The sequence below is a fragment of the Pseudomonas sp. AC083 genome (assembly GCF_979253165.1).
In genome coordinates this window covers 434,294-458,831 of record NZ_CEEDDH010000001.1, presented here as the reverse complement: position 1 = coordinate 458,831, position 24,538 = coordinate 434,294, and the positions used below count along the sequence as shown (strand labels likewise).

The 24,538-nt window shown below is 63.0% G+C and carries 17 protein-coding genes; 5 read left to right on the top strand and 12 right to left on the bottom strand.

The genetic code is table 11. The annotated features are described in order from the left end of the window. Window position 1 precedes the first annotated feature (1 nt). Window positions 2–403 (bottom strand): response regulator transcription factor, encoded by a 402-nt coding sequence (locus AC0IXA_RS01955; RefSeq protein ID WP_323165275.1) that lies wholly within the window; start codon window positions 401–403, stop codon window positions 2–4. Further along, window positions 400–1,389 (bottom strand): response regulator, encoded by a 990-nt coding sequence (locus tag AC0IXA_RS01950; protein WP_130909862.1) that lies wholly within the window; start codon window positions 1,387–1,389, stop codon window positions 400–402. The genes AC0IXA_RS01955 and AC0IXA_RS01950 overlap by 4 nt, the downstream gene beginning before the upstream one ends. Before the next feature lie 352 nt (window positions 1,390–1,741). On the opposite strand from AC0IXA_RS01950, the gene AC0IXA_RS01945 reads away from it, so the two are divergent. After that, window positions 1,742–6,901 (top strand): trifunctional serine/threonine-protein kinase/ATP-binding protein/sensor histidine kinase, encoded by a 5,160-nt coding sequence (locus AC0IXA_RS01945; RefSeq protein WP_471811624.1) that lies wholly within the window; start codon window positions 1,742–1,744, stop codon window positions 6,899–6,901. Between the two features lie 110 nt (window positions 6,902–7,011). Here AC0IXA_RS01945 and AC0IXA_RS01940 read toward each other — a convergent pair whose 3' ends face one another. The 5 genes from AC0IXA_RS01940 to AC0IXA_RS01920 form a co-directional block, all read right to left on the bottom strand. Beyond that, entirely contained in the window at window positions 7,012–7,488 is a 477-nt protein-coding gene (locus AC0IXA_RS01940; RefSeq protein ID WP_016774798.1) for a helix-turn-helix domain-containing protein, read from the bottom strand. Between the two features lie 88 nt (window positions 7,489–7,576). Next, the gene (locus AC0IXA_RS01935) at window positions 7,577–8,689 is read right to left on the bottom strand and encodes an alkene reductase (RefSeq protein ID WP_341637442.1); all 1,113 of its coding nucleotides are present in this window, start codon (window positions 8,687–8,689) and stop codon (window positions 7,577–7,579) included. A 171-nt stretch (window positions 8,690–8,860) separates the two neighbouring features. Beyond that, window positions 8,861–11,095 carry a xanthine dehydrogenase family protein molybdopterin-binding subunit gene (locus AC0IXA_RS01930; RefSeq protein WP_471811411.1) on the bottom strand — a complete coding sequence of 745 codons (2,235 nt, stop codon included), beginning with the start codon at window positions 11,093–11,095 and terminating at the stop codon, window positions 8,861–8,863. After that, window positions 11,092–11,565, bottom strand: coding sequence for a (2Fe-2S)-binding protein (locus tag AC0IXA_RS01925; protein ID WP_336352619.1), 474 nt, complete (start codon window positions 11,563–11,565; stop codon window positions 11,092–11,094). Before AC0IXA_RS01925 ends, AC0IXA_RS01930 begins: the two co-directional genes overlap by 4 nt. Beyond that, the gene (locus AC0IXA_RS01920) at window positions 11,562–13,040 is read right to left on the bottom strand and encodes a c-type cytochrome (RefSeq protein WP_471811409.1); all 1,479 of its coding nucleotides are present in this window, start codon (window positions 13,038–13,040) and stop codon (window positions 11,562–11,564) included. The genes AC0IXA_RS01925 and AC0IXA_RS01920 overlap by 4 nt, the downstream gene beginning before the upstream one ends. An 87-nt stretch (window positions 13,041–13,127) precedes the next feature. On the opposite strand from AC0IXA_RS01920, the gene AC0IXA_RS01915 reads away from it, so the two are divergent. The 3 genes from AC0IXA_RS01915 to AC0IXA_RS01905 all read left to right on the top strand — a co-directional run bounded on the left by AC0IXA_RS01915 (window position 13,128) and on the right by AC0IXA_RS01905 (window position 17,165). After that, window positions 13,128–14,330, top strand: a complete 1,203-nt coding sequence (locus AC0IXA_RS01915) for an MFS transporter (protein WP_471811407.1) — start codon at window positions 13,128–13,130, stop codon at window positions 14,328–14,330. Between the two features lie 287 nt (window positions 14,331–14,617). Continuing rightward, entirely contained in the window at window positions 14,618–15,532 is a 915-nt protein-coding gene (locus AC0IXA_RS01910) for a LysR family transcriptional regulator (protein ID WP_024013018.1), read from the top strand. Between the two features lie 130 nt (window positions 15,533–15,662). Then, a complete protein-coding gene (locus AC0IXA_RS01905; RefSeq protein WP_471811405.1) occupies window positions 15,663–17,165 on the top strand; it encodes a sensor domain-containing diguanylate cyclase in 1,503 nt (500 codons plus the stop codon). 6 nt (window positions 17,166–17,171) lie between these two features. Here the strand turns inward: AC0IXA_RS01905 and AC0IXA_RS01900 are convergent, their stop codons facing one another. The 3 genes from AC0IXA_RS01900 to AC0IXA_RS01890 form a co-directional block, all read right to left on the bottom strand. Then, window positions 17,172–18,710 carry a cryptochrome/photolyase family protein gene (locus tag AC0IXA_RS01900; RefSeq protein ID WP_471811403.1) on the bottom strand — a complete coding sequence of 513 codons (1,539 nt, stop codon included), beginning with the start codon at window positions 18,708–18,710 and terminating at the stop codon, window positions 17,172–17,174. Window positions 18,711–18,905: 195 nt separating this feature from the next. Further along, window positions 18,906–20,027: an alkene reductase gene (locus AC0IXA_RS01895; protein ID WP_471811401.1), complete on the bottom strand. Its 1,122-nt coding sequence runs from the start codon at window positions 20,025–20,027 to the stop codon at window positions 18,906–18,908. A gap of 102 nt (window positions 20,028–20,129) precedes the next feature. Further along, entirely contained in the window at window positions 20,130–20,807 is a 678-nt protein-coding gene (locus AC0IXA_RS01890) for a type 1 glutamine amidotransferase domain-containing protein (protein ID WP_073476243.1), read from the bottom strand. A 212-nt stretch (window positions 20,808–21,019) separates the two neighbouring features. On the opposite strand from AC0IXA_RS01890, the gene AC0IXA_RS01885 reads away from it, so the two are divergent. Next, window positions 21,020–21,604, top strand: a complete 585-nt coding sequence (locus AC0IXA_RS01885; protein WP_016770670.1) for a TetR/AcrR family transcriptional regulator — start codon at window positions 21,020–21,022, stop codon at window positions 21,602–21,604. A gap of 158 nt (window positions 21,605–21,762) precedes the next feature. On the opposite strand, the gene AC0IXA_RS01880 is transcribed toward AC0IXA_RS01885, so the two are convergent. Together AC0IXA_RS01880 and paoC are read right to left on the bottom strand one after the other, a co-directional pair. Further along, window positions 21,763–22,095 carry a hypothetical protein gene (locus AC0IXA_RS01880; RefSeq protein ID WP_460095364.1) on the bottom strand — a complete coding sequence of 111 codons (333 nt, stop codon included), beginning with the start codon at window positions 22,093–22,095 and terminating at the stop codon, window positions 21,763–21,765. 25 nt (window positions 22,096–22,120) lie between these two features. Beyond that, window positions 22,121–24,331 (bottom strand): aldehyde oxidoreductase molybdenum-binding subunit PaoC, encoded by a 2,211-nt coding sequence (paoC, locus tag AC0IXA_RS01875; RefSeq protein ID WP_471811398.1) that lies wholly within the window; start codon window positions 24,329–24,331, stop codon window positions 22,121–22,123. Between the last annotated feature and the right edge of the window lie 207 nt (window positions 24,332–24,538).

Genomic DNA, 24,538 nt, shown 5'->3' with positions numbered 1-24,538 from the left:
ATCAGTGCTGGCGGTGCAGGGCCTTGTCGAGTGCCGCCAGCAAAACCTCTTCTTCGAAGGGTTTGCACAGGCATTCAAACGCCTGGTAATGCCCGGACTCAGCCAGCGCCGCCTCGTCCCAATGGGCGGACATGCAGATTACCGGAAACTGTCGCGACAGCTGGCGCATCACGTCGATGCCGGACAGGCCGGGCATGCGCAGATCCAGCAGCAGGCAGGCGATTTCGGCGAAGTCGGCTTCGGCGAGAAACGCTTCGCCACTGGCATAAACCTGCGCGCGATAACCGACCGAACGCAGCAGATTCGACAGGCTTTTGCGCACCGACGCGTCGTCATCGACGATGCAGACAATCGTCGGTGGGGTGTTCTCGATCGCCGTCGGGCGACCCGCCGGGGCGCTCACGACAGGCTCGATGGGCCAGGCGAAGGCGCAGCGCTGATCAGTCCGTAGAGTTCGACGAGGTTGACCAGCGAGCGGGTCTGCATCTTCGCCATGATGTGTTTGCGATGAACCTTGGCGGTCACTTCACTGGTGCCCAACTGGTTGGCGATCTGTTTGTTCGACAGACCGCCGACGATCAGCGGCAGCACCTCGCGCTCACGCGGTGTCAGTTGCGCCGCCAGCTGCCGCACGTGCTGAACCCGTTGCCATTGATTGAACGCAGTCGCGGCGTGTTGACGGGTGCTGCGCAGAATGCCGAGCAGTTCATCGTCATTGAATGGCTTGGTCAGGAACTCCACCGCGCCGGCCTTCATCGCCTGCACCGACATCGGAATCGTGCCGTGGCCGGTCATGAAGATCACCGGCCACGGCAAGCCGCGCTCGTTCAGCGCTGCCTGCAATTGCAGGCCTGTGGTTTCGGGCAGGCTGACGTCGAGCAACAGGCACGCCGGGCCGCTGGCGATGTCGGCCTCGAGCAGTTCTTCGGCGGACTGGAAAATCCGGTGTTCGATGCCTTCGGCGCGCAACAAACGGCTCAAGGCGCTGCGCACGCAGGCCTCATCGTCGACGATAAATACCGGCACCGAGTGCGCATCGACCGCCGGCGGCTGCGCCACCATCGGCGCCGAGGCCAGTGCGTTGAACACGGGCAGTTTGGGTTCGCGGTCTTTCAATAATCGGTAACCTCGACGGGCAACCGTCTGGATGATTTCTTTTTCCCCGAGCAGTTTGCGCAGCGAGGAAATCTGCACTTGCAGATTGTTCTCTTCGACGACGATGTCCGGCCACACCTGATTGATCAGCTCGTCCTTGCTGACGATGCGCCCATCGGCCTGCATCAGTACCGAAAGTATTTCGAACGCCCGCCCGCCCATGCGCAAGGGCCGGCCATCGAGAAAGGCTTCGCGCCGTTCCAAAGAAATCGTGGCTTGGCCGAGTCGGATCATGCGGGCCTCTGCGTTGCGGTGAGAAGGACAGGGCGCGGGCGCCGGGTTATCAGGTTCGTACGCTAGGGGACGGCCTGGCATAAAGCAATTATCCCGAGGGATAAGACGTGCGCTTCTATAGCGCAAGAAACAGCAGCGCAAGGCTCTGGACGGCCATCTTGAGGCTGCGGACGGACATCAGCGCAGCGGCTGGCCCTCTGGCAAAAAAACGCTGGGTATACTTCGCCACCAGCCTGAATCCCATTTCCAGCGGTGAATGCGTATGCCCGGCCAGCCATCTTCATCTGCAATTTCCTGCGCGGCCGATGCGCCGATACTCGATGAAGCATGGCTGGAGAACTGTCGGTTCAGTTTGCTGCGCCGTGACCATGAACTGACCTGGTTCAGCCTTGAAGACGGCCGCTCGGGCCAGAGCTGGTTCGCTGTGCGTGCGCCGATCCAGCGTCCGGCGCTGTGCCAGCGGCTGGAGCGCGATTTCCATATGCAGTTGCCTTCGCAGTGGGCGCTCAACCCGCTCGCGCTGATTCGCTCGGCGGACGGGCCGGTGTTGGTCTACCCGCAACGGGGCGCGCCGCTGGCTGGACTGATCGACGCCGCCGGCTTACCACTCGGACGGGTGCTGAATATCGCCGTCGCCGCTGCCAATGCGCTGGTCCACTCTCGCCATCCGGAAACAGCGCAAAACCCTGTGGGAGCGAGCCTGCTCGCGAAAGCGTCACTCCAGCCGACATCACCCTTGACTGACCCACCGCTTTCGCGAGCAGGCTCGCTCCCACAGTGTTCTTTATTGCCTTGGCATCTGCTGGTCGATGCTGACGACAGCGTCAGGCTGATGGGCTTCCACACCCACGCGCAGGAAACGCCGGCGACTGAACTGCCGAGCCTGGAACACTGGCCTTATCTGGCGCCGGAACAGCTGCAGCACGACGGCGTCGATTCCGATGAGCGCAGCGACGTCTATGCGCTGTCGGCAATCATCTATGAGGCGCTGACCGGGCGCCCGCCGCTGATCGCTCGCGACGCCTCGCAATGGTTGCATGTGCACGCCGCCGTCCAGCCTTTGTCGCCAGCGCAATACCAACCCGACCTGCCGCAAGGCATTTGCCATGTGCTGCTCAAGGGCCTGGCCAAGGAGCCGGACGCGCGCTATCAAAGCATCGAATCGCTGGCCGCCGATCTGACCTGGTGCCTGCGCCAATGGCAGAAAAAAGGCCAGATCGAAGCGTTCCGCCTCGGTGCATTCGATGCTCGCGCAACGGCCACGCGCGGCGATGTGCTGTTTGGTCGTGACGACGAACGTCAGCAACTGCTTGAACAGATCCAGCGCGTGCGCAGCGACGGCATCGCTCGCGTGCTGCTGGTTGCCGGCGCACCGGGAGCGGGGAAGTCGACGCTGATCCAGCAAGTCCTGCGTAGCCAGGCACCCGGTTATTGGGCCAGCGGCAAGATCGAACTGCTGAACAATGACCGGCCCTTCGCGCCGTTGGCGCAGATTTTTCAGTCTCTGATCAGCCAAGTGTTGACCAAGCCCACGCTGGCCTTGCAGGCCTTGGCCGAGCAACTGCGCGAAACCCTAAAGGGCCGTGGCCGCTTGCTGCTGGACCTGGCACCGGAAGCCGAACTGCTGATCGGCGCCACCGCCGAACTGCCGAACATGCCGGCGCGCCACGCCCTGGATCGGGTCAATCGGGCGCTGCTCGATGTGCTCGAAGTCTTTGCGCAACCGGGGCATCCGCTGCTGCTGTTTATCGACGACTTGCAGTGGGCTGACGACTCGACGCAGGCGTTTCTCAAAGCCTTTATCGCCCGACCGACGCGGCACCTGCTGCTGGTCCTGGCCTATCGCGAGGGCGAGTTGACGGAGCATCCGGGCGCCTGGCTCGATGAGATGCGCAGAGCACCCGCGCTGCCAGTCAGTGACCTTCGACTAGGGCCGCTGTCGGAGCAGGCCGTTGCGCAACTGGTGGCGGTCGAACTCGATGCTGACGTCGACAACCTCGAGGCGCTGGCCCGCGTCGTGCACTTCAAAACCGCCGGCAATCCGTTGTTCGTCAGCCAGGTGGCGCGCGCGCTGGTGGACGAGCGTCTGCTGCGTTTCGACGCGACGACGCGGCGCTGGGTGTGGAATCAGGCCGAAGTGAACGGCTATCGCTACGCCGACAACGTGGCCGAATTGATGGTGCAACGCTTGCAGCGTCTGCCGGCCGGTGCCCGTGAAGTGTTGCGTACCGCGGGTTACGTCGGTGGCCGCTGTGACGAAACGCTGTTGGGCGATTTGCTGGGGGACGATCCGGCGCAATTGCTGCGGGACGTGGATTATCTGGTCAGCGCCGGATTTCTTCTGCGCGAGCCGGGCCAACTGGTGTTTCCCCACGATCGGGTGTTGGAAGCCGCCGCTGCGCTGACCGCACCGGCCGGGCGTTCCGCTGAGCATGCGCGCATCGCTGCCGCCATGCTCGATCAATGCGGCGAGCAGCGGCAGGCGCGGGTCTTCGACATCGCCAGTCAGATTCAGCGCAGCGCCGGCAATGCGCTGCAAGCGCCTCGACGCGCTGAATTCATCCAGTTATTGCTCGAAGCTGCCGAGCGCGCCCGCGATAGCGCCGCTGTCGAGCAGGCCGTGGATTATCTGCGCAGCGCCGAGGTATTACTCGGCGACAACGGCTGGACGCAGCTCTACCCGCAAGCCTTCGCGGCGCGCTGGCTGGCAGCCGACTGCGCGATGTTGCTGGCGGATCTGCCCGGCGCGCAACAGCGTCTCGACGATTGCCTGGAACACGCTGCCACCGTGCTGGACCGTGCGAAAACCTACCGCCTGCGCGCCAGCCTGCGCACCTTGCATTCCGATTACCACGGCGCGATCGGCGAAGCGCTGGCCGGTCTTGCGTTGCTCGACATCGACCTGCAGCGACAACCCTCGAAGGCGCAACTGGGCGAAGCGTTCGAACGGGTTCGGCAATTGGTCGGTGCGCGACGGATTGCTGAGTTGACGGCATTGCCCAAAACCAACGAGCCGCGAATCGAAGTGGCCATGGAACTGCTGAGCACGCTGATCGCCTCGTTCTTCGTACAGGACGACATTGCTTTTCTGCACCTGGCGAAGATGGTCGAACTGACTTTGCTCCATGGCACCACGCCGAGCAGCGGCTACGGTTTCGCCTGGTACGGCGTGATGATTGCCGACCGTTATGGCGAATATCTGGACGGTGTTGCTTTCGCCGAACTGGCGCTGGAACTGACTGATCTGCACGGCTATGAGGCGGGGCGCACCGGCACGCTGGTGGCGCTGGATCAGGTCAGCGCGTGGACCCGGCCGATGGCTTACGCGCGGCAGAAGGCTTTCGCCGCGTTTGAGTGCGGTCAGGCCGGCGGCGATCTGGGCATGTCGTGTTACGCCTGCAACCACATCGGCTCCGATCTGCTGTTCATGGGCGAGCCGCTGCCAAACGTGTTGAACGAGCTGGACGTCGGCCTGAGTTGGGTGCGGCAGTTTCACTACATCGACATCGAGCGCATTCTGCTGGCGCAACAGGCGTTTGCCAGCGATTTGCGCAATGGGCCTGAGCCTCGTTCGATCGCAATGCTGGATGCTTTGGAACATGACCGTTTTGGCCCGCTGCATCGCGACCGTGTTTCACAGCCGACGCTGTTGTGGATGTGGTTGTATTCGGGCATGTCGGCGTTGTATTTCGGCGAAGTGCGTTACGCGTTGCGCCGTTTCGAAGACGCCGAGGCGTTGACCTGGTCGCTGCCGGCGCACATTGATCTGGCGCATTACTACCTGTTCTACAGCTTGGCACTGGCCAGTCCCGAGGCGCCGGGCTCTGTTGCCGAAAAACTGCAGAAACTGGAGCAGCAACGGCAGCGTTTTCTGCCATGGGTCGAGCTCAATCCTTCGACCTTCAGCAACAAACTGCTGCTGATCGAAGGCGCGATGGCCCGCGTGCGCGGCGAAGGGCTGGCCGCCATTCGCTGCTTCGACCAAGCGCAAATCGCGGCGGCCGCTGCCGGATTTATCCATGAGCAAGCACTGGCACATGAACAACTGGCCGAGGTCTGTCTGGCCAACGGCCTGGTCTCCGGCACGCATCATCACCTGCGTGTTGCGCGCGACTGCTATGTGCTGTGGGGCGCTGAAGCCAAGGCGCGCCAGCTCGAAGCGCAGCATCCGTTTCTCGCCCACGAGCATTCCCTGGAAGCGGGAACGCCGGTGACGCGGGTGCGCCTTGATCTGGAAGTCGGCATTGAAGCGGCACGCGCGGTCTCGCAAGAGGTGTTGCTTGATCGGCTGGTGGAGACCTTGATGAATCACTTGATGATTCAGGCGGGTGCCGATCGCGGCGCGCTGCTGTTGGTCGCCGAGGGTGAGTTGCAATTGGCCGCTGCCGCGCATGTCGAGGCGGGCAACGTGCGGGTCAGTCAGGACAACGATCGCTCGCTGGAGCAGATCGCGCCGGTTTCAGTACTCAATTCGACCATGCGCACGCGCACGCCGCTGGTGCTCGACGATGCCCGCGCCGACTGCCCGCAAGCCTACAGCGCCGACCTGCGCGAGCGGCAGACGCGCTCGCTGATGTGCCTGCCGTTGCTCAAGCAGGGCGCGCTGATCGGTCTGGTGTATCTGGAAAACAGCCTGGTACCGAAGCTGTTCAGCGCCGAACGCCTGACCATGCTGGAAATCCTCGCCTCGCAGGCAGCGGTGTCGCTGCAGACCGCGCGGCTGTATGCGCAACTGGTCGAAGACAACCGCTTGCGCGCGCAGATGGAAGCCGACTTGCGTAGTTCGCGGGCGGAACTGGCGCGCAACTCGCACCTGAAAATGATGGGTGAACTGTCGGCCTCGATCGCCCACGAAATCAGCCAGCCATTGCTGGGGATTTCATCGAACGCCTCGGCCAGTCTGCGCTGGCTCAAGCGCGACACGCCTGATCTCGACGAGGCTATTCAGGGACTGGAAGACATTCGCTCCGACAGCGCCCGTGCCACCGAGATCGTCCAGGCCTTGCGCGCATTGGCCAGGCAGGCGCCGTTGCAACGATTGCCGGTGTCGATTGACGCGTTGATCGGTGAGGTCGTGCAACTGACGGCCAGCGATATGCACAATCGCGGGGTGAGCTTGCGCACGCAACTCAACGCTGCTGACCCGGTGCTGGGGGATCGGGTGCAGATCCAGCAGGTGATCTACAACCTGATCGTCAACGCGCTGGAAGCAATGGCTGGGCAGGGCGTGACTGACGGGCGCCTGGTGATTGAGTCGACGCTGTCCGATGGGCAGGTCTGCGTGGCTTTTCAAGACAACGGGCCGGGGATCGCCGAGCATCAGCGTGAAGAAATTTTCGATGCGTTCTTCACCACCAAGGGCAGCGGCATGGGCATGGGCCTGGCGATTTGCCGAACGGTGATAGGCGCCCATGGTGGGACTTTGCGCGTGGAAGACAGCGAAGAGGGCGCGCGGATCTGCTTCAGACTGCCGCTGGCGCCGGACGCCAGGATCAAAAGCCCCTCACCCTAACCCTCTCCCGGAGGGAGAGGGGACTGACCGAGGTGTTTGGTCGAGCTAAAAAAAGCCGCGAAAAATCGCGGCCAAAAGGGAGGAGTGAACAAAACCCTTTGAAATTCCACTCAGGGCCGCAGTTCCGTCAAGCGCTGGCCCATCGTCGAATTCAGCAACCCATCGCTGAGCCGCCAGACATCCGCATCCACCAGCGCCACCCGCGCTCCGCACATCAGTTGGCGCCAGACCTTCGGCGGCATGCCCACCATGCGCCCGAACGTGCGGGTGAAGTGCGAGTGATCGGAAAATCCGCATTCATAAACAATCTCGGTAATCGCCATCGAGGTCAGCAACAGCCCTTTGGCCTTGTCGATCTTCATCTTCAGCATCCATTCCTGAGGCGAGCAGCCGGTGACGATCTTGAACGCCCGGGAAAAGTGGCTGCGTGACAGATTGCAATGTTCGGCAATCTCGCTGACGCGCAGGCTGCGGCTCAGATCGTGCAGCATGTAGGCCTTGGCGCGGCGTTCCTGCCAGCCGGACAGTGCGCCCAGTGGGCGAGCCAGGTGGCAGGAAGGGTCTGACTTCACCGATTGCGGGTTCATGGCGGCTCTCCTGATCGATGGGCAAAGTCTGGCCGCAGGCTTTATTTAAAGTCCTTAAACAAACCTTAAAAGTTATGAAGCCCAAGCCTCAGGCGTGAAACGGATAATCGACGTAACCACGCTGATCGCCGCCGAAGAAACTGCTCGGATCCGGCGCGTTCAGTTCAAGCCCGTCGTGCAGCCGACGCGGCAGATCCGGGTTGGCCAAAAATGGCCGGCCAAAGGCAATGATGTCGGCGCGATCGGCGTTCAGCGCCTGTTCGGCGGACTCGGCGTCGTAACCGCCAGCGAGGATCAGCACGCCGTTCCAGGTCTGGCGCAACTGGGCGATGATCGCGTCCCAGCGCGGGTCGAAGTTTTCGTCCTTGACCGTGCCGACCATGGCCGGCTCGACCAGGTGCAGGTAGGCCAGATTCCACTGGTTGAGCGCCTCGACCAGATAACCGAAGGTCGCTTCAGGCGTGTCATCGCCCATGCCCATGAAGCGGCCCATTGGCGTCAGCCGCACGCCAACGCGCTCGGCACCGACTTCATCAGCGACGGCGGCGACCACTTCGAGCAGAAACCGCGCACGGTTTTCCACACTGCCGCCATAGGCGTCATCACGCTGGTTGCTGTTGCTGTTGAGGAACTGGTCGAGCAGATAACCGTTGCCGGCATGGATCTCCACGCCGTCCATGCCAGCGTCCAACGCGTTGCGCGCGGCGCGGCGATAGTCTTCGACGATGTCGGCGATCTCCGCCGTTTCGAGGGCGCGCGGCACTGGCACATCACCCCACACGCCATTGCCTTGTTCATCGACGATAAAGGTCTTGCCCGGCACTGGCAGGGCGCTTGGCGCCACTGGCAAACCGGCGTCAGGCTGAAAGCTCGGATGCGAGACCCGGCCGACGTGCCACAGCTGCATGAAGATCAGACCGTCGGCCTCGTGCACCGCCGTGCTGACTTCGCGCCAGGCCTGCACTTGCGCATCGGTGTAGATCCCCGGCGTCCACGCATAGCCCTGGCCTTGCTGAGAAATCTGCGTGGCCTCGGTGATGATCAGCGCGGCACTGGCGCGTTGGCGGTAGTACTCGGCGTTCATTGCGGTCGGCACGTCGCCCGGCTGGCCAGCGCGCGAGCGGGTCAGGGGCGCCATCGCCACGCGATGGGCAAGGGTGTAAGGGCCGAGTGCGATAGGTTGGAACAGGCGACGGGTCATGGGTAGCTCCGGATTTCGATGAGTAGGGTTCAAGCGCGGCAGCCAGGTGCCGCGCGCTGTGCAGGTAACTTAACCGGGGGTGGCGGGGCTGATAATCCGTGGCCGGCGCTACGCAGTTTTGCGCGCAACGCAACGGCGCCCGCGCTCATCGCTGATGAACGCGGGCGTGGTTCAGGCGGGTTGGCTCGAGCGAGTCAGCGGCAGATTCAGCCAGCGCCGGCCGGTGGCATTGCTGACCGCGTCGCCGAGGGCGGCTGCCATTGGCCCTTGGACGATTTCGGCAGCACCGAGGAAGGGTTCGCCCGGTTGATCAAGCAAATGCACGTCGACTTTTTTTGGCAATTGCGTAAAGCGCAGAATCGGATAACCGCTCCAGTCATAGCTGCGAATGCCGCCGGCGTCGTAGGCGACTTTTTCGTAGAGCGTCCAGCTTGTCGACTGGACGATGCCGCCCTCGACCTGATTGCGCAGGCCATCGGGGCTGACAATCTGGCCAACATCGACTGCCGTCACCACATGATCGACACGGATTTCGCCGGTCTGCGGATGCACCCGCAGTTTCACCGCAAGGGCGCAGTAACCCATGATGTTTTTGTAGCGGGCGAAGGCAAAACCGATCCCCACGCCGGGTTCGCTGCTCTTGTGCGGCCAGCCGATTTCGTCACGCACGCGCTCAATCACAGCCCGGGCACGTGGGTCGCTCAGATGCGCCAGGCGCAACGCCAGCGGATCGAGCCCGGCCTTGATCGCCAACTCATCGATACTCGCCTCGATGGCGAAGATGTTGATGTGCGCACCCAGCGAGCGCATGGCCGAAGTGCGGAACGGCATGGTGGTGACGAAATTCATGTTGATCCGCGTCGCGCCCAGCTCGTACAGCGGCACCGCGTTGCGATCGCCATCACCTTCGGGCTGGGCGATTGGCACCGACGGCGCCGAGGCGAAGGGTTTCGCCAACAGGCGTGCCGGCAGCAGGCGCCCGGCATTGACGATGCGTTCGTTGTGCGGCGTGGTCCACAGCTCGTAGTTCCAGTCCTGCAAACGGCCCTGACTGAGGCCGGCATCGACTTCGGTGACCATCGCCGAACTGTACGGCTCCCAGAGATTTTCCTGCTCGCGCATCCATTGCACCCTGACCGGCGAGCCCGGCAGGCGCATGGCGATCAGCGCGGCATCGGCGGCGGCATCATCGGCGCCGTTGTGGCCGTAGCAACCCGAGCCTTCGGTATGAATGCAGCGCACGCGGTCCGGCGGCAGACGCAGCATTTCGGCGATGCCTGCGCGCAGCGGATAGACGCCCTGAGTGTGGGTCCACACCGTGAGCACGCCATCGTTGAACCAGGCCACCGCACAGGACGGGCCGATCGAACCGTGCATCAAGTACTGCTTGGTCACCCGCGCCTTGAAGCGCGTTTCGGTCGAGCCGCCGGGATTGCCGTTGTTGCTGATCGGATAGCGCTTGGAGGGCAATTGCTTGAGCAAATCGTGAATCCCGGCGGCTTCGGGAATCGCCTCGCCGCCACTCCACTTGGCACTCTCAATGCCGCTGCGCATGGCCTTGATCGCTTGCCACTCATCACCGGCGACCACGGCCAGATAGTTGCCGTCGCGAATCACTTTGACCACGCCGCTCAACGCCTCGATGGACGCGGCATCGAACGCCTGAAGCGTGCAGCCGGGACGCGGCGGGCGAATCACCCGCGCGTGCAGCATGCCCGGCAGGCGTATGTCCTGGACGAATGCCGCGCCGCCGCTGACCTTGGCCGGAATGTCCAGGCGCGGGAGGTTGTGGCCGATCAGTTTGAAGTCGGCCGCCGCCATCGCCGGTGATTGCGCCTTGGCGTACTGGTGCACATCGACATGCTTGACCGCGTCGGCATATGCCATGCGCTGACCATTCGGCCCTTCGATGATGCCGTCGCGAGTGCTCAGTTGCGCAGCATCGACTTGCCAACTGCGCGCGGCGGCATCGACGAGCATTTCCCGCACTTGCGCGGCGGCGTTGTACAGCGCGGTGCCGCTGTCGAAAATGCTGTGGCTGCCGGCGGTGTAGCCTTCGTTGGGCGTCAGCGCGGTGTCGGCGGTGAGCAAGTTGATCGCGCTGGCCGGCACCTGCAAACGCTCGGCAGCGATTTGCAGTAACGCGGTTTTCACCCCGGTGCCCAGCTCGACTTTGCCGGTGTACACGGTGATGCCGTCGGCGCCGATGCGAATCCACGCGTCCAGGTAAGGGTTGGTGCGCAGGCTGCCGGGCAGATCGGGGGCCAGCACTACGGTGCCGAGGGTGTCGACTTCGGTGTCGGCCAAGACACGCCGCGCTACCGGCATCAGCGTAAAAGCCATGAGCAACGCGCCGCCACGCAGGAAGGCCCGGCGGCTGGGGTTCAAGCCGTTTGCTTCGCTCATGTCAGGCTCCCGTTGTGCCCAGCCACCTGTTTGATCGCCTCGATAATGCGCAAGTGCGTGCCGCAACGGCACAGATTGCCGGCCATGTGTTCGCGGATGGTTTGTTCGTCCGGGTGCGGATCGCGTTCGAGCAACGCCTGCGCGCGCATCAGCATGCCGGCGATGCAGTAACCGCATTGCGCGGCCTGCTTGTCGATGAATGCCGCTTGCAACGGGCCGGGTTTGTCTGCGCTGCCGAGGCTTTCCACGGTGCGGATTTTTTTCCCTTCAAGGCCTGCGCACGGCGTGAGGCAGGCGAACACCGGTTGGTCGTCGACGATCACCGTGCACGCGCCGCACTGGCCCAGGCCGCAGCCGTACTTGGCGCCGTTGAGGTTCAAGTGGTTGCGCAGCGCATACAGCAGCGGCATGTCCGCTTCCAGCTCCAGCGCTTGGGCGGCTCCATTGACGGTGAGAGTGATCTGGCTCATTTCGGCTCCTGACGTAACGCTTCAATAGTGGAAGAAAGGTCGGTCCATGGCTGCTCGGGTTTGGCTTGCTCGCGCAGATACGCGGCGAGTGCGCCGAGTTGGGCGTTGTCGAGGCTGGCGGCGAACGGCGGCATCACCGGGCCGGGGGCGCCGGGAATGGCGGGCACGCCTTCGAGCACGGTCTTGAGAAAGTTGCGCGGGCTGGCCGCTTGCAGCGCCGAAGTGCTTTGCAGGCCTGGGCGGCCGTCGATTTCGCGCATCGGCGCGGCGGGTGCGTGACATCCGGCGCAGGCGCTGCTGAAGAGCAGGGCGCCGGTTGTGTGATCCGCTGGAATACCTGGCTGCTTTTTCGCGGTGGTTTCGCTCACCGCGTGCGGGTTTTGCAGGCTCAGCAGGTAGTCGGCAATCGCCTCGGCTTCGCTGGCCGGCAAGCGCGCCAGACTCAGGCTGACCGGGCGCATCGGGCCGGCGGGTGTGCCGTGACCATCGACCACGTCAGCGCGCAGGTAGCCGACCAATTGCTCGCGATTCCATGGATTGGCGCGCTGCCCGAGGCCGACCAGGGCCGGCGCTTCCCAGCCATCGACGCTGCCGCCCTTCAAATACTCGGAGGATTTCTCCGCGCCGATCAGGTTCAGCGGTGAATGGCAGCCGGCGCAATGGCCCGGGCCGTCGACCAGATAGCGTCCGCGATTCCATGCCGCGCTGTGTTCGGCCAGCGGCGTCAGTGACTCGCCATGCAGAAACAGCAGATTCCAGAACGACACCAGCGGGCGGATGTTCATCGGGAAGTTCATCTGGTTCTGCCGCGCCGGGGCGTGTACGGCGGGGCCGCTCATCAAGTAGGCATAGGCGTCGGCGATATCTTCGGAGCTCATGCGCCGGTAGTGCACGTAGGGAAAGGCCGGGTAGAGAAAGTGGCCGTCGCGGGCAATGCCTTCACGCATCGCCCGCTCGAAGGCCGGCAGTGACCATTCGCCGATGCCGGTCTGCGCATCCGGGGTGATGTTGGTGCTGTACAGCGTGCCGAACGGCGTCACCAGCGGCAGCCCGCCGGCCAGGTATTCGCCGCCGGGGCGGGTATGGCACACCGCGCAGTCGCCGGCCTCGACCACCCGTGCGCCGCGTTGCAACTGCGCAGTATCGAATGACGTCGGCCGTTTGATTGGTGCGATCGCTGGGCGCCACATCAGCGCGACGGCGACGATCAGACCGATCACCGCGAGCACGCCGACGCTGATCCACAGGGTTCTGGATTTGAGCAAATGGCTGTTCATGGTCGGCAGAAAAACGCGGCGGACAGTGGCAGGACGAGTGCAGTGCGGGTCATGGAAACGCTCCTTGTAGCAGCCGGGGAAGGGCGCCGATGCGGACGTCAGCGCCAGGGCCAAAGCGTAGAGAAGACCCTTGCAGCGGAGAATCACCGGCCCGCGCAACAGCGCGTTGCGCCACAAGCAACGTTGCGCACGGCGCATCAGTGCGTTGCCAGTGGCACGGATTCTCGCGGCCGCCGGCTGACCGTAGCCTTGGCACAACTTTCCCGAACTCAACGAGGTGTCACCATGCTTACGGGCAACCCTGCCGTTGCGGCCCCGGCCGAACAGCCTGCTTCACTCTCCGGCCTGATGGTCGCGTTTCTGGCATTTTGCTGCGGCGCGGTCGTCGCCAACCTGTATTACGCGCAGCCCATCGTCGAACTGATCGCGCCGCAGATCGGCCTGTCCAGCGCCAATGCCAGCCTGATCGTGTCGCTGACGCAGTTCGGTTACGCGCTGGGTTTGTTGCTGCTGGTGCCGCTGGCTGACCTGATGGAAAACCGCCGTCTGGTGGTGGGCTTCACCCTCGCTGCGAGTGTCACGCTGCTGTGTGCTGGCCTGACTCATTCGCCGTCGCTGTTCCTGCTGCTCTCTTTGCTGATCGGCCTGACCTCGGTGGCGGTGCAGATTCTCGTGCCGCTGGCCGCGCACCTGGCGCCGGAAGCCAGCCGGGGGCGCGTGGTCGGCAATATCATGAGCGGCCTGCTCTTGGGGATTCTGCTGTCGCGGCCGCTGTCGAGTCTGTTGGTTGAAGTGTTCGGCTGGCGCGGGGTGTTTTACAGCGCGGCGGCACTGATGGCGGTGATCGCGCTGATTACCGCTGTGGCACTGCCGCGCCGGGTACCGACGCACAAAGCCACTTATGTCGCGTTGATCGGTTCGGTGTTTGCCCTGGCCCGGCGCTTTCCTGTGTTGCGCCAGCGTTCGCTGTATCAGGGTTTGCTGTTCGCCAGTTTCAGCCTGTTCTGGACCCTCGCGCCGATTGAGTTGATGCGTCACCACGGTTTCAGCCAGGCGCAAGTGGCGATCTTCGCCCTGGTCGGTGCGGTGGGTGCGATTGCCGCGCCAATTGCCGGGCGTCTGGCCGATGCCGGCCACGGTCGTCGCGGTACCTTGGTGGCGTTGTTGCTGGCGCCGCTGTCGCTGTTGATCGCCGCGTTGCCGGGCAGTGGTTACGTGTGGCTGGTGGTGTGTGCGGTGCTGCTGGATTTTGCCGTGCAACTGAACATGGTCCTCGGCCAGCGTGAGGTCTACGCCCTCGACCCGCACAGCCGCGCCCGCCTGAATGCGGTGTACATGACCAGCATCTTCGTCGGTGGCGCCCTCGGTTCACTGGTCGCCAGCCCGCTGTACGAACACTTCGGCTGGAACCTCTCGGCCGTCGCCGTGGCGGTGTTGCCGGCGCTGGCGCTGGCGTTGTTCCTGAGTCGCAAGGCTGAGCGCAGCTGAATCAAAAGAACCCCACAAATCCCCCCTGTGGGAGTGAGCCTGCTCACGAAAGCGGTGGGTCAGCCTGCCCATCAATCGCCTGATCCGACGCCTTCGCGAGCAGGCTCGCTCCCACAGGGTCTTGGGTATACAGGCCGAGCGCTGACCCGTCATAAAGCCATTGTGGCAACGAGGTACTCGAGATGGACTTGTTTCCCGCACCAGGCGCCCTCAAGCACGACGATACAAGACGTGTGGCGAGCGCTGATGCACAATCAGCGGCGTTCCCTCACCACCGGACCCCGCTTATGGACAAGTTGCTGGCATTGAAGATGTTTGTTGAAACCGTGCGCTGCGGGGGCTATTCCTCGGCGGCGCGCAAGCTTGGGATTTCGACGTCTTCGGTGACACGGCAAGTGGCGGGGCTGGAAAACGAGTTGGGCGCCAGCCTGCTCAATCGCACCACGCGCAATACCAGCGTGACCGTCGCCGGCCAGACCTATTTCGAGAAGGCCGTGGCCATTCTCGATGCCATCGACGAAGCCGATGCGGTGGTCGCCGATCGTGGCAGTGATGCCCAAGGCCGCTTGCGCATCAGCGTGCCGGTGGAGTTTGGCCGGCGGCTGATCGCGCCGCACCTGAGCCGCCTGCTTGAACGCCATCCCGGGCTAGAGATCAGCCTGTCGCTGAGCGATCAGGTCAGCGATTTGCTCAGCGAGCAGATCGACGTTTCAGTGCGGCTCGGCTCGACGGTGGTCAGCGAGGACATCGTCAGCAAACGCGTCGGCCACTTTCAGCGTTGGATTGTCGCCAGCCCGGATTATCTGGCGCGCAGCGGCGTGCTGGAGCATCCGCGGGATCTGCTCGAGCACCAGTGCCTGCGCTTCGACTACGGCGGCAGCCATCACCACTGGACCTTTCAGGGCGACGAAGAGCCGATTCAGCTCAACGTCCAGGGTCGCCTGCAAAGCAACAACGCCGACATCCTGCGCGAAGCGGCGATTGGCGGTGGCGGGGTGGCGCTGCTGGCCGACTGGCTGGTGCGCGACGACGTCGCCGCCGGACGCCTGACGCGCTTGCTTGAGCACTACGAGGTCAATCCCGGCAGTGCCAGCAGTTGCATCAACGCGCTGTACCTGCCCAACCACCGTGGATCGAGCCGGATCAACGTGTTCATCGATTTTCTCGTGGAAATCCTCAAACCCGCCGCACCTGCCGCTTAGCGCTGCACACTCTGTTGCTGCAGCCGCTGCACACTGCTTGTATGCTTGCGCCCCGGAACACGTGGCCGCCGTGAGTGCCGACGTTCGAATGATGGCTGGAATGGATACCGGACTTCCTTAAGGTACTGACGTGAAGCGTGATACTCGCCTTGTAATGCTCCTGCTGCTGGTGATCGGCTGTTCCCTGACTTCGCTGACGATCTGGAAAGTCTGGTCTTCGCGCGAGCGTGCGCTGGCGGAAGTCGACGTGCATGGCCTGAACCTGACCCAGGCGCTCAACACCTACACCGAAGGCATCGTCCGGCAAAGCTCGCTGCTCTTGCTCGGGCTGGTCGAACGTCTGGAAACCGAGGGCAACGGCCCAGCGCAGATTCAGCGCATCCAGAGCCTGATCGACCGCCAGCAGGCGTTGATGCCCCAGCTCAGCGGCATCATCATCTATGACCGGAACGGGCATTGGCTGATGTCCTCCAACCGGCCGATTCCGGAGGGCGCCAACAGCAGCGACCGCGCCTATTTCATTCACCACCGTGACAGCCCGAGCCGCGAGCCGTTCATTGGCCCGCCGATCCAGAGCCGTGCCAATCACGAATGGGTGGTGACTATCAGTCGGCGCTTCAACGACGACGGTGGTCAGTTCGCTGGCGTGGTAGCGGTGACGCTGGGGGTGGAGAACTTCCTGCGCGTGTTCGGCAAACTCGACGTTGGCCAGGATGGCGCGATCGGTCTGTCTTACACCGATGGCACGCTGCTGGTGCGCTACCCGTTTCGCGAGCAGGACATGGGCCGCAACTTCTCCAAATCGCCGATCTACGCCAAATACCTCGTCGACCGTTCGGTCGGCACTGCCTCCTACACCTCCAGCCTCGACGGTGTCGAGCGGCTGTACGCGTTCCGCAAAAGCGAAACGCTGCCGCTGATCACCACGGTGGCCCTGGGCAAGGATGAAGCGCTAGCGGCGTGGCGCATCGAAGCGGCATTGTCGGCGGTGGTAGTGATCGGGCTGCTGGGGCTGACCGGATTGATCGGCTGGTTCCTGATTCTCGATATCCGCCGCCGCACTGCGGCTGAAGAGGCGTTGCGCGATGCCCAACAGCAGTTGCTTGCGTCCAATCGGCAGCTGGAATTACTGGCGCTGAAGGACGCGCTGACCGGCCTGGCCAACCGCCGCTGCTTCGATGAAACGCTGACGGTGGAAGCGCGGCGCGCGCAGCGTGACGGGACCTCGCTGGCCTTGCTGATGATCGATATCGATCACTTCAAATTGTTCAACGATGCCTTGGGCCACGTCGCCGGCGATGCCTGCCTGCAAGCGGTCAGCAAGATTCTTGAAGGCTGCGTGCGACGCCCCTCGGATCTGGTCGCGCGCTACGGTGGCGAGGAAATGGCGGTGATCATGCCGGCCACCGACAGCGCCGGTGCGACCGTGGTGGCGCAACTGATGCTCGAGCGTTTGCAGCAGGCGAACATCGCCCACCCGGGCAGTCCGTTTGCTCGGATTACGGTGAGTATCGGTATGGCGGTGGGGACGGGCGCGCAGCTGGATTCGCTGCCGGCGTTGATCCAGACCGCCGATCAGGCGCTGTACCGCGCGAAAGCGGCGGGGCGCAACGGGATGGCCGGGCAGGCCTGAGGCGCGCTAGAAAGCTTCGCCCTTATCCAGTTTGGCCAACAGCGTCTGCCCGCGTTGCCACAGTGCATCCTGCTTGGCCAGCGGCATGCGGTCGAGGTTCTTGTACATCATGCCCATGCGCTGATTGCCGCGCAGGATGTCGCCGTGGCGCATGAGGAAATGCCAGTACAGCGCATTGAACGGGCAGGCATCGTCCGCGCTGCTTTCCTTGACCTTGTAGGCGCAGTCGCCGCAGTAATCCGACATTCGATTGATGTACTGGCCGCTGGCGCAGTAAGGCTTGGAGCCGAGATAACCGCCGTCGGCATGCATGACCATGCCCAGGGTGTTGGGTAGTTCGACCCAGTCGAAGGCGTCCATGTAGATCGCCAGATACCACTCACAGATTTCCTTCGGCGCAATCCCGGCGAGCAAGGCAAAGTTGCCGGTGACCATCAGACGCTGGATGTGGTGCGCGTAGGCATGTTGCAGACTTTGGCCGATGGCCTGGCGCATGCAGTTCATCTGTGTCTGCCCGGTCCAGTAGAACTCCGGCAGCGGACGCGAGTTGCCGAACACGTTGCCCTCGGCGTAACCCGGCATCTTCAGCCAATACACACCGCGCACGTATTCGCGCCAGCCGATCAGCTGCCGAATGAAGCCTTCGGCAGCGTTGAGGCCGATGCTCCCTGACCAGTAAGCCGCCTCGACATCGCTGCACAGCTGACGCAGATCGAGCAGGCCGATGTTCAGCGCCGCGCTGATCCGCGCGTGAAACAGGAACGGCTCGTCGCTGGCCATGGCGTCCTGGTAATCACCGAAGCCGGCCAGCGCATAGTCGAGAAAGTATTGCCACAGGGCCTGGGCATCGGCGTGCGTCACCGGGTAATTGAAGTCATCCAGCGTGCCGTAATGGCTGGCGAAGCGCTCGCCGACCAATGCCAGCACCTCTTGGGTGATTGCGTCATTGGCGAAACGTGCCGGGTAGGGCGGTTTGGCGTGTTTGGGCAGGGCCTTGCGATTCTCCGCATCGAAATTCCACGCACCGCCGACCGGCGTGCCGTCGCCATTGAGCAGCAGCCGACTCTTGCGCCGCATCTCGCGGTAGAAGAACTCCATGCGCAGCTGTTTTTTGCCGCTGGCCCAATTGGAGAACTCTTCGCGGGAGCAGAGGAAACGGCGGTCTGAGTGCCAATGCACGGGCAAGCCCGAATCTTTGATTGACTGCTCAAGACGCCAGTCGCCGCATTCGGTGATATGAATCTCTTCGGCCCCGGTGAGGGTTTGCCAGCGCTGTAGTTCGCCGGGAATTGAGCCGCTGTTGTCCGGGTCGTCGAGGCTGACGTACTGGACGCGGTAGCCTTTATCGCGCAACGCCTCGGCAAAGTGGCGCATTGCGCTGAAGATCAGAGCGATCTTTTGCGGATGATGGGCGACGTGGGTCGCTTCCTCCATGACCTCGACCATCAGCAGCAGGTCGTGCTGGGGATCGAGTGGCTGCAGGGAGGCCAGGTCGAATGACAGCTGGTCGCCGAGAATCAGGAGCAAGCGGTGGGCAGGGGGCATGGAGCGAAGTCCGGTCAGAGATTCGAACTCCAATAGTTATACAGATTGTTTGTTATGTATAGGTTTTAGCGGCCACTGACATCCGGTAGTGGGAGCGAGCCTGCTCGCGAAAGCGTCCTGTCAGTCAATACAAATGCTGACTGACCCACCGCCTTCGCGAGCAGGCTCGCTCCCACAGGGATTTGGGTGGGGTTCTTAGGCGGGGTAGGTCGGATAGTCGATATAACCCTCGGCACCGCCGCCATACACTGTCGCCGGATTCAACTGATTCAACGGCCAGTCATGGGCAATCCGCGCCGGCAGGTCCGGGTTGGCCATGAACGGTCTGCCAAACGCAACGAGATCGGCCAGCCCCGACTCAAGCAATTGCGCGCCGGTTTTGGCGGTGTAGCGGCCGGCATAAATGATCGCGCCGCTGAACGTGTCGCGCACGGCCTGGCGAAAGGTCTGCGGCATGGCTGGCGCGTTGTCCCAGTCGGCTTCGGCGATCGACAGGTAGGCGATGCCGACGTCTTGGAGAATCTTGATCGCGGCAATGTAAGTTGTGTGCGGATCTTCCTCGACCAGGCCCAGATACGTCCGCGCTTCATCGGTGGTAGTGAACAACGGCGCGAAACGCACACCGACCTTGTCCTTGCCGATGCATTCGGCAACACCGGCCACCACTTCGCGCAAAAAGCGCAAGCGATTGTCCAGCGAGCCGCCGTACTGGTCGGTGCGCAGGTTGCTGTGGGCGGAGATGAACTGGTTGACCAGATAACCGTTGGCGCAGTGCAGTTCGATGCCATCGAAACCCGCATCCATCGCGTTGCGCGCGGCCTGGATGTACAGCTGAATCAGTTCCTGCACTTCATCGGTGCTCAGCGCGCGCGGAGCGGACGGCGGCACCAGTTCACCGACACCGGGCGCGGTTTCGATGAACACGCTGACGCGGTCCGTCGCCACCGCAGAGGCCGACACGGGCGCATCACCATTAGGCTGCAACGCCGTGTGCGAGACCCGACCGACATGCCAGAGCTGGGCGAAGATCACGCCATCCACGGCGTGCACCGCCTCGGTGACTTTGCGCCAACCGGCGATCTGCTCCGGCGTGTGAATGCCCGGCGTCCACGCATAACCCTGGCCGCGCGGTTCGATCTGCGTGCCTTCGGTGACCAGCAAACCGGCACCGGCGCGCTGCTGGTAATACTCGACCATCAACTCGTTGGCGACATTGCCCGGCTGCGTGCTGCGCTGGCGGGTGAGAGGCGGCAGGACGATGCGGTTTTTCAGGGTGTGGTTGCCCAATTTAGCGGGCGTGAAAAAAGCGTTATTCATGGAGTAAGCCTGGAATCTGATTAGACCAGTCGACTAGTGACTGGGCAAAAAAACAACGCCGGGCGGTACGCACACGGCGTTGATCGGGTTGGAGCGATGGATTCAGCCGAGCATCTTCAACAGCTTTTCGGCAACGGCGGCGGAGCTGGCCGGGTTCTGGCCGGTGACCAGTTGACCGTCAGCCACCACGTGAACCTGCCAGTCGGCGACTTTCGAGTAACGCCCGCCAAGGCGCTGAAACTCGTCTTCGATGAGGAACGGTACCACGTCAGTCAGGCCGACTGCAGCCTCTTCGGCATTGGTGAAACCGGTGACATCACGGCCCTTGACGATCGGCTGGCCGTCAGCGCGGACCACATGACGCAACACACCCGGTGCGTGGCAGACAAAACCGTGAGGTTTGTTGGCGCGGTCGAAGGCTTCGATCAGTGCAATAGAGGCCTTGTCTTCGGCCAGATCCCACAGCGGGCCGTGGCCACCTGGGTAGAACACTGCGTCGAAATCTTCGGCCTTCACGTCAGCCAAACGGCCAGTGGTGGCGAGTGCCTGTTGTGCGGCCGGATCGGCGCGGAAGCGATCGGTTTCGGCAGTCTGCGCGCTTGGCTCATCGCTTTTCGGATCGAGCGGCGGCTGGCCGCCGGCAGGCGATACCAGGGTGACGTCGGCGCCGGCGTCCTTGAAGGCAAAGTAGGGCGCGGCGAACTCTTCCAGCCAGAAGCCGGTTTTCTTGCCGGTGTTGCCGAGTTGATCGTGGGAAGTCAGAACCATCAAGATTTTCATAGAGCACCCTTGGGTTGGTCTGGCATCGGCAGGAGGCGAGGGATTCGCTTGTTGTCGGTGCCGCATGAATTTGTGTGTCGGGGCGCAGCATAGTTTCCAATTAGACCAGTCGTCTAGTAATTTTTTCAGAAAATGTTTTTGCCCGTCGGTTATGGCAAACTCCCGGTCCTGAAAACTATACGACTGGTCTATTGTCTGGAATTTTGCGCACCATGAAGCCGACCTTTGACGACACCCGCCAACACTTGCTCGACACCGGCCACCGGATGATGGCCGAGAAGGGCTTCACCAGCGTCGGCCTCAACGAGATCCTGCAGACCGCCGGCGTGCCCAAGGGCTCGTTTTATCACTACTTCAAATCCAAGGAGTTGTACGGCCAGGCGCTGCTCGAGGATTACTTCGTCGACTACCTCGCCGACATGGAGCGCCGCTTGACGCTGCCGGGGCTGACTGCTTTCGAGCGTTTGATGGATTACTGGCAGGGCTGGCAGAACCGCTGCACCCTCGAAGGCCACGGCGATGAATGCCTGGTGGTGAAACTCAGCGCCGAAGTCGCCGACCTGTCCGAATCAATGCGCCTGACCCTGCGCGACGGCGCCGAACGCATCGTCGCGCGCATCACCGAGTGCATCGAACAAGGCCAGACCGACAAAAGCCTGCCGGAGGGCGATGCGCGGAAGTTGGCGGAGACGCTGTATCAGCTCTGGCTCGGCGCGAGTCTGCTGAACAAACTGCAGCGCACCGGGCAGTCGCTGGAGACCTCAATGGCGATGACCCGGCAGTTGTTGCAAGTCTGAGCCTCGCCGCAGATCCCTTGTAGGAGCGAGCCTGCTCGCGAAGACGGCGGCACATTCAACATCTTCATCGCCTGACCCAACGCCTTCGCGAGCAGGCTCGCTCCCACAGGAGATCTGTGTTGATTGGTGGGATTGGAGATCAGCAGGCCATTCAAAACTCAGGCAGAACTGCTGTCCTCTTCAGGCAGTTGGGCAAACCACTGCGCATACGGTGTATTGCTCACTTTGAAACGGTTGAAATCCGGGCTGCCGTCATCCCACCACACCGGCCCGCGCTCACCCAGCGCGACTTTGGCGTCGTTGACGCGAGCTCTCGCTGACTTCAACGCCTGTGCATCCTCCGCTCGTTTCGCCTCTTTGACCGCACGCCGCGCTGACATGAGTTCGGCTACAAATGCCTCACGCTCGGCGGCTGGCAGCGATGGATTGCTGCAACGCCATAGCTGTTGCTTGACCACAAAATAGCGGCCATCGGGGGTGGTGGGGTACATGGGCGATATCCTGCGTGATCCAGTCTCAGACCGGGTAGGACAACTCGCCGATGAGTTTATCCAGCGTAATCGGATAATCGCGCACCCGCACGCCGCAAGCGTTATAGATCGCATTGGCGATCGCCGCCGCCGCGCCGCTGATACCCAACTCGCCAACGCCTTTGGCCTTCAGCGGGGTGGCATACGGGTCGACTTCATCGAGAAAGATCACTTCCTGATGGGGAATGTCGGCGTGCACCGGCACCTCGTATCCGGCCAGATCGTGATTGACGAAAAAACCGATTCGATGATCCACCGCCAGCTCTTCCATCAATGCCGCGCCGGCGCCCATGGTCATGCCGCCGATGATCTGGCTGCGCGCAGTTTTCGGGTTGAGGATGCGCCCGGCGGCGCACACGGCCAGTTGCCGACGCAGGCGAATTTCGCCGGTCGCCGCATTGACCGCGACCTCGGCGAAATGCGCGCCGAAGGTCTGCTGGGCGAAGCGCTGGGCAAGGTCACCGTATTCCATGCGGTCCTCGCCCGTCAGCTCGCCATTGGCTGCGGCCTGAGCCAAGCCAACCTGCTGCGAGCCTGCGCGAATTTGCCCGTCGACAAACTCGGCTTGCTGCGGGTCAATCCCGACGGCGCGAGCGGCGGCCTCACGCAGTTTCACGCACGCGGCATACACGCCGGCAGTGGAGGAGGCGGCGCCCCACTGGCCGCCGGAGCCCGACGATTCCGGAAACCGCGAATCGCCCAAGTGCACCACGACACGGTCCAGCGGCACGCCCATCATTTCGGCAGCGGTCTGGGCGATGATGGTGTAACTGCCGGTGCCGATGTCGGTCATGTCGGTTTCCACGGTGATGACGCCTTGACGATCGAGACGCACCCGCGCCGCCGAAGCGGTCGTCGGTGCGCCGCGAATCGCCGAGGCCAGCCCGATGCCGATCAGCCAACCGCCCTCACGGCGCTGACCGGGTTGAGGGTTGCGCTGACGCCAGCCAAAGCGTTCGGCGCCAGTGTTCAGGCATTCCACCAACTGTCGTTTGGAGAACGGCCGCGCCGGTTGCTCCGGATCGACCTGCGAGTCGTTGAGGATGCGCAACTGCAGCGGATCCATCTGCAGCTTTTCGGCCAGTTCATCCATGGCGATTTCCAGCGCCATCATCCCCGGTGCCTCGCCCGGCGCGCGCATCGCCGAACCCTCGGCGAGATCGAGCACGGCGAGATTCAAACGGGTCATGCGATTGGCTCCGGCGTAAAGCAAGCGGGTTGACGCGGTAGCCGCTTCGGCGCGTCCGCCGCGCAGATTGCCCGACCAGCTCTCGTGGCCGATCGCCGTGATCACGCCGTCATGGTTGGCACCGATGCGCAGGCGCTGAAGCGTCGCCGGACGATGGGTCAGGTTGTTGAACATCAGCGGCCGCGGCAGCGCGACTTTCACCGGTCGCCCGGCATGTCGAGCGGCCAGGGATGCCAACACTGCGTCGCAAAGAATCGTGCCCTTACCGCCGAAACCACCGCCGATATACGGTGAGATCAGGCGCACATCTTCCTTGGCGATGCCGAGGGTTTTCGCCAGATCGCGCACGCCCCAGTTGATCTGTTGGATCGATGTCCACAAGGTCAACTGCGTGCCGCTCCAGCGGGCAATGGTTGCGTGCGGTTCCATCATCGCGTGGGCCTGGTCAGGCGTGCTGTAGTGCTGATCGACTTGCACGGGCGCAGCGTTGAAGGCGCCTTCGAAGTCACCGACGCTGGTCTGCGGCGGCGGGCCGAAGCCGGCCGGTGGCGGTGGGGTTGCGGAGTCTTTCGCAGCCGCCAGATCGAAGGAACCTGGTTCGGCCACGTAGCGGATGTCGAGCAAGCCGGCGGCCGCGCGGGCCTGTTCGAAGGTGTCCGCGACGACAATCGCCACGGCCTGGTGATAGTGATCGACCTGCGGCCCGGCCAAGGCCCTGGCTACGTAAAACTCGCCTTTGGCCAATGGCCCGGCGTTTTCGTAAGTGACTATGGCAATCACCCCGGACGCCTCCCGCGCTTGCGTCGAATCGATCGAGGCAATGCGCCCCTTGCCGATCCCGGCGCCGACGATATAGCCATAGGCGGCGTCCGGCACCGCTGCGTTTTGCTCGTAGGCATAGGGGGCGGTGCCGGTGGTTTTCAGCTTGCCGTCGATGCGGTCGGCAGGTTGGCCGATGACGTTCAGCTGGTCGATCGGATTGGAGCCGGCCGGGGTGTCGAATTTCATCTGCAAATTCCTTTCAGACAGGCTGGCGGCGCCCACGTAGCGCGGCGCAGCCATCGATTGACGTCGGATCTCTACGAGCCTAGGCCATCGACGCGCTGCTGATAATGCGCGGTTTCAGGATGGAGTGATGAATCCCGCTCACCAATCCTGATCAACATGACAAATAGGAATACGTTTCAATTACTAATGCGACCGTATACCATGCGC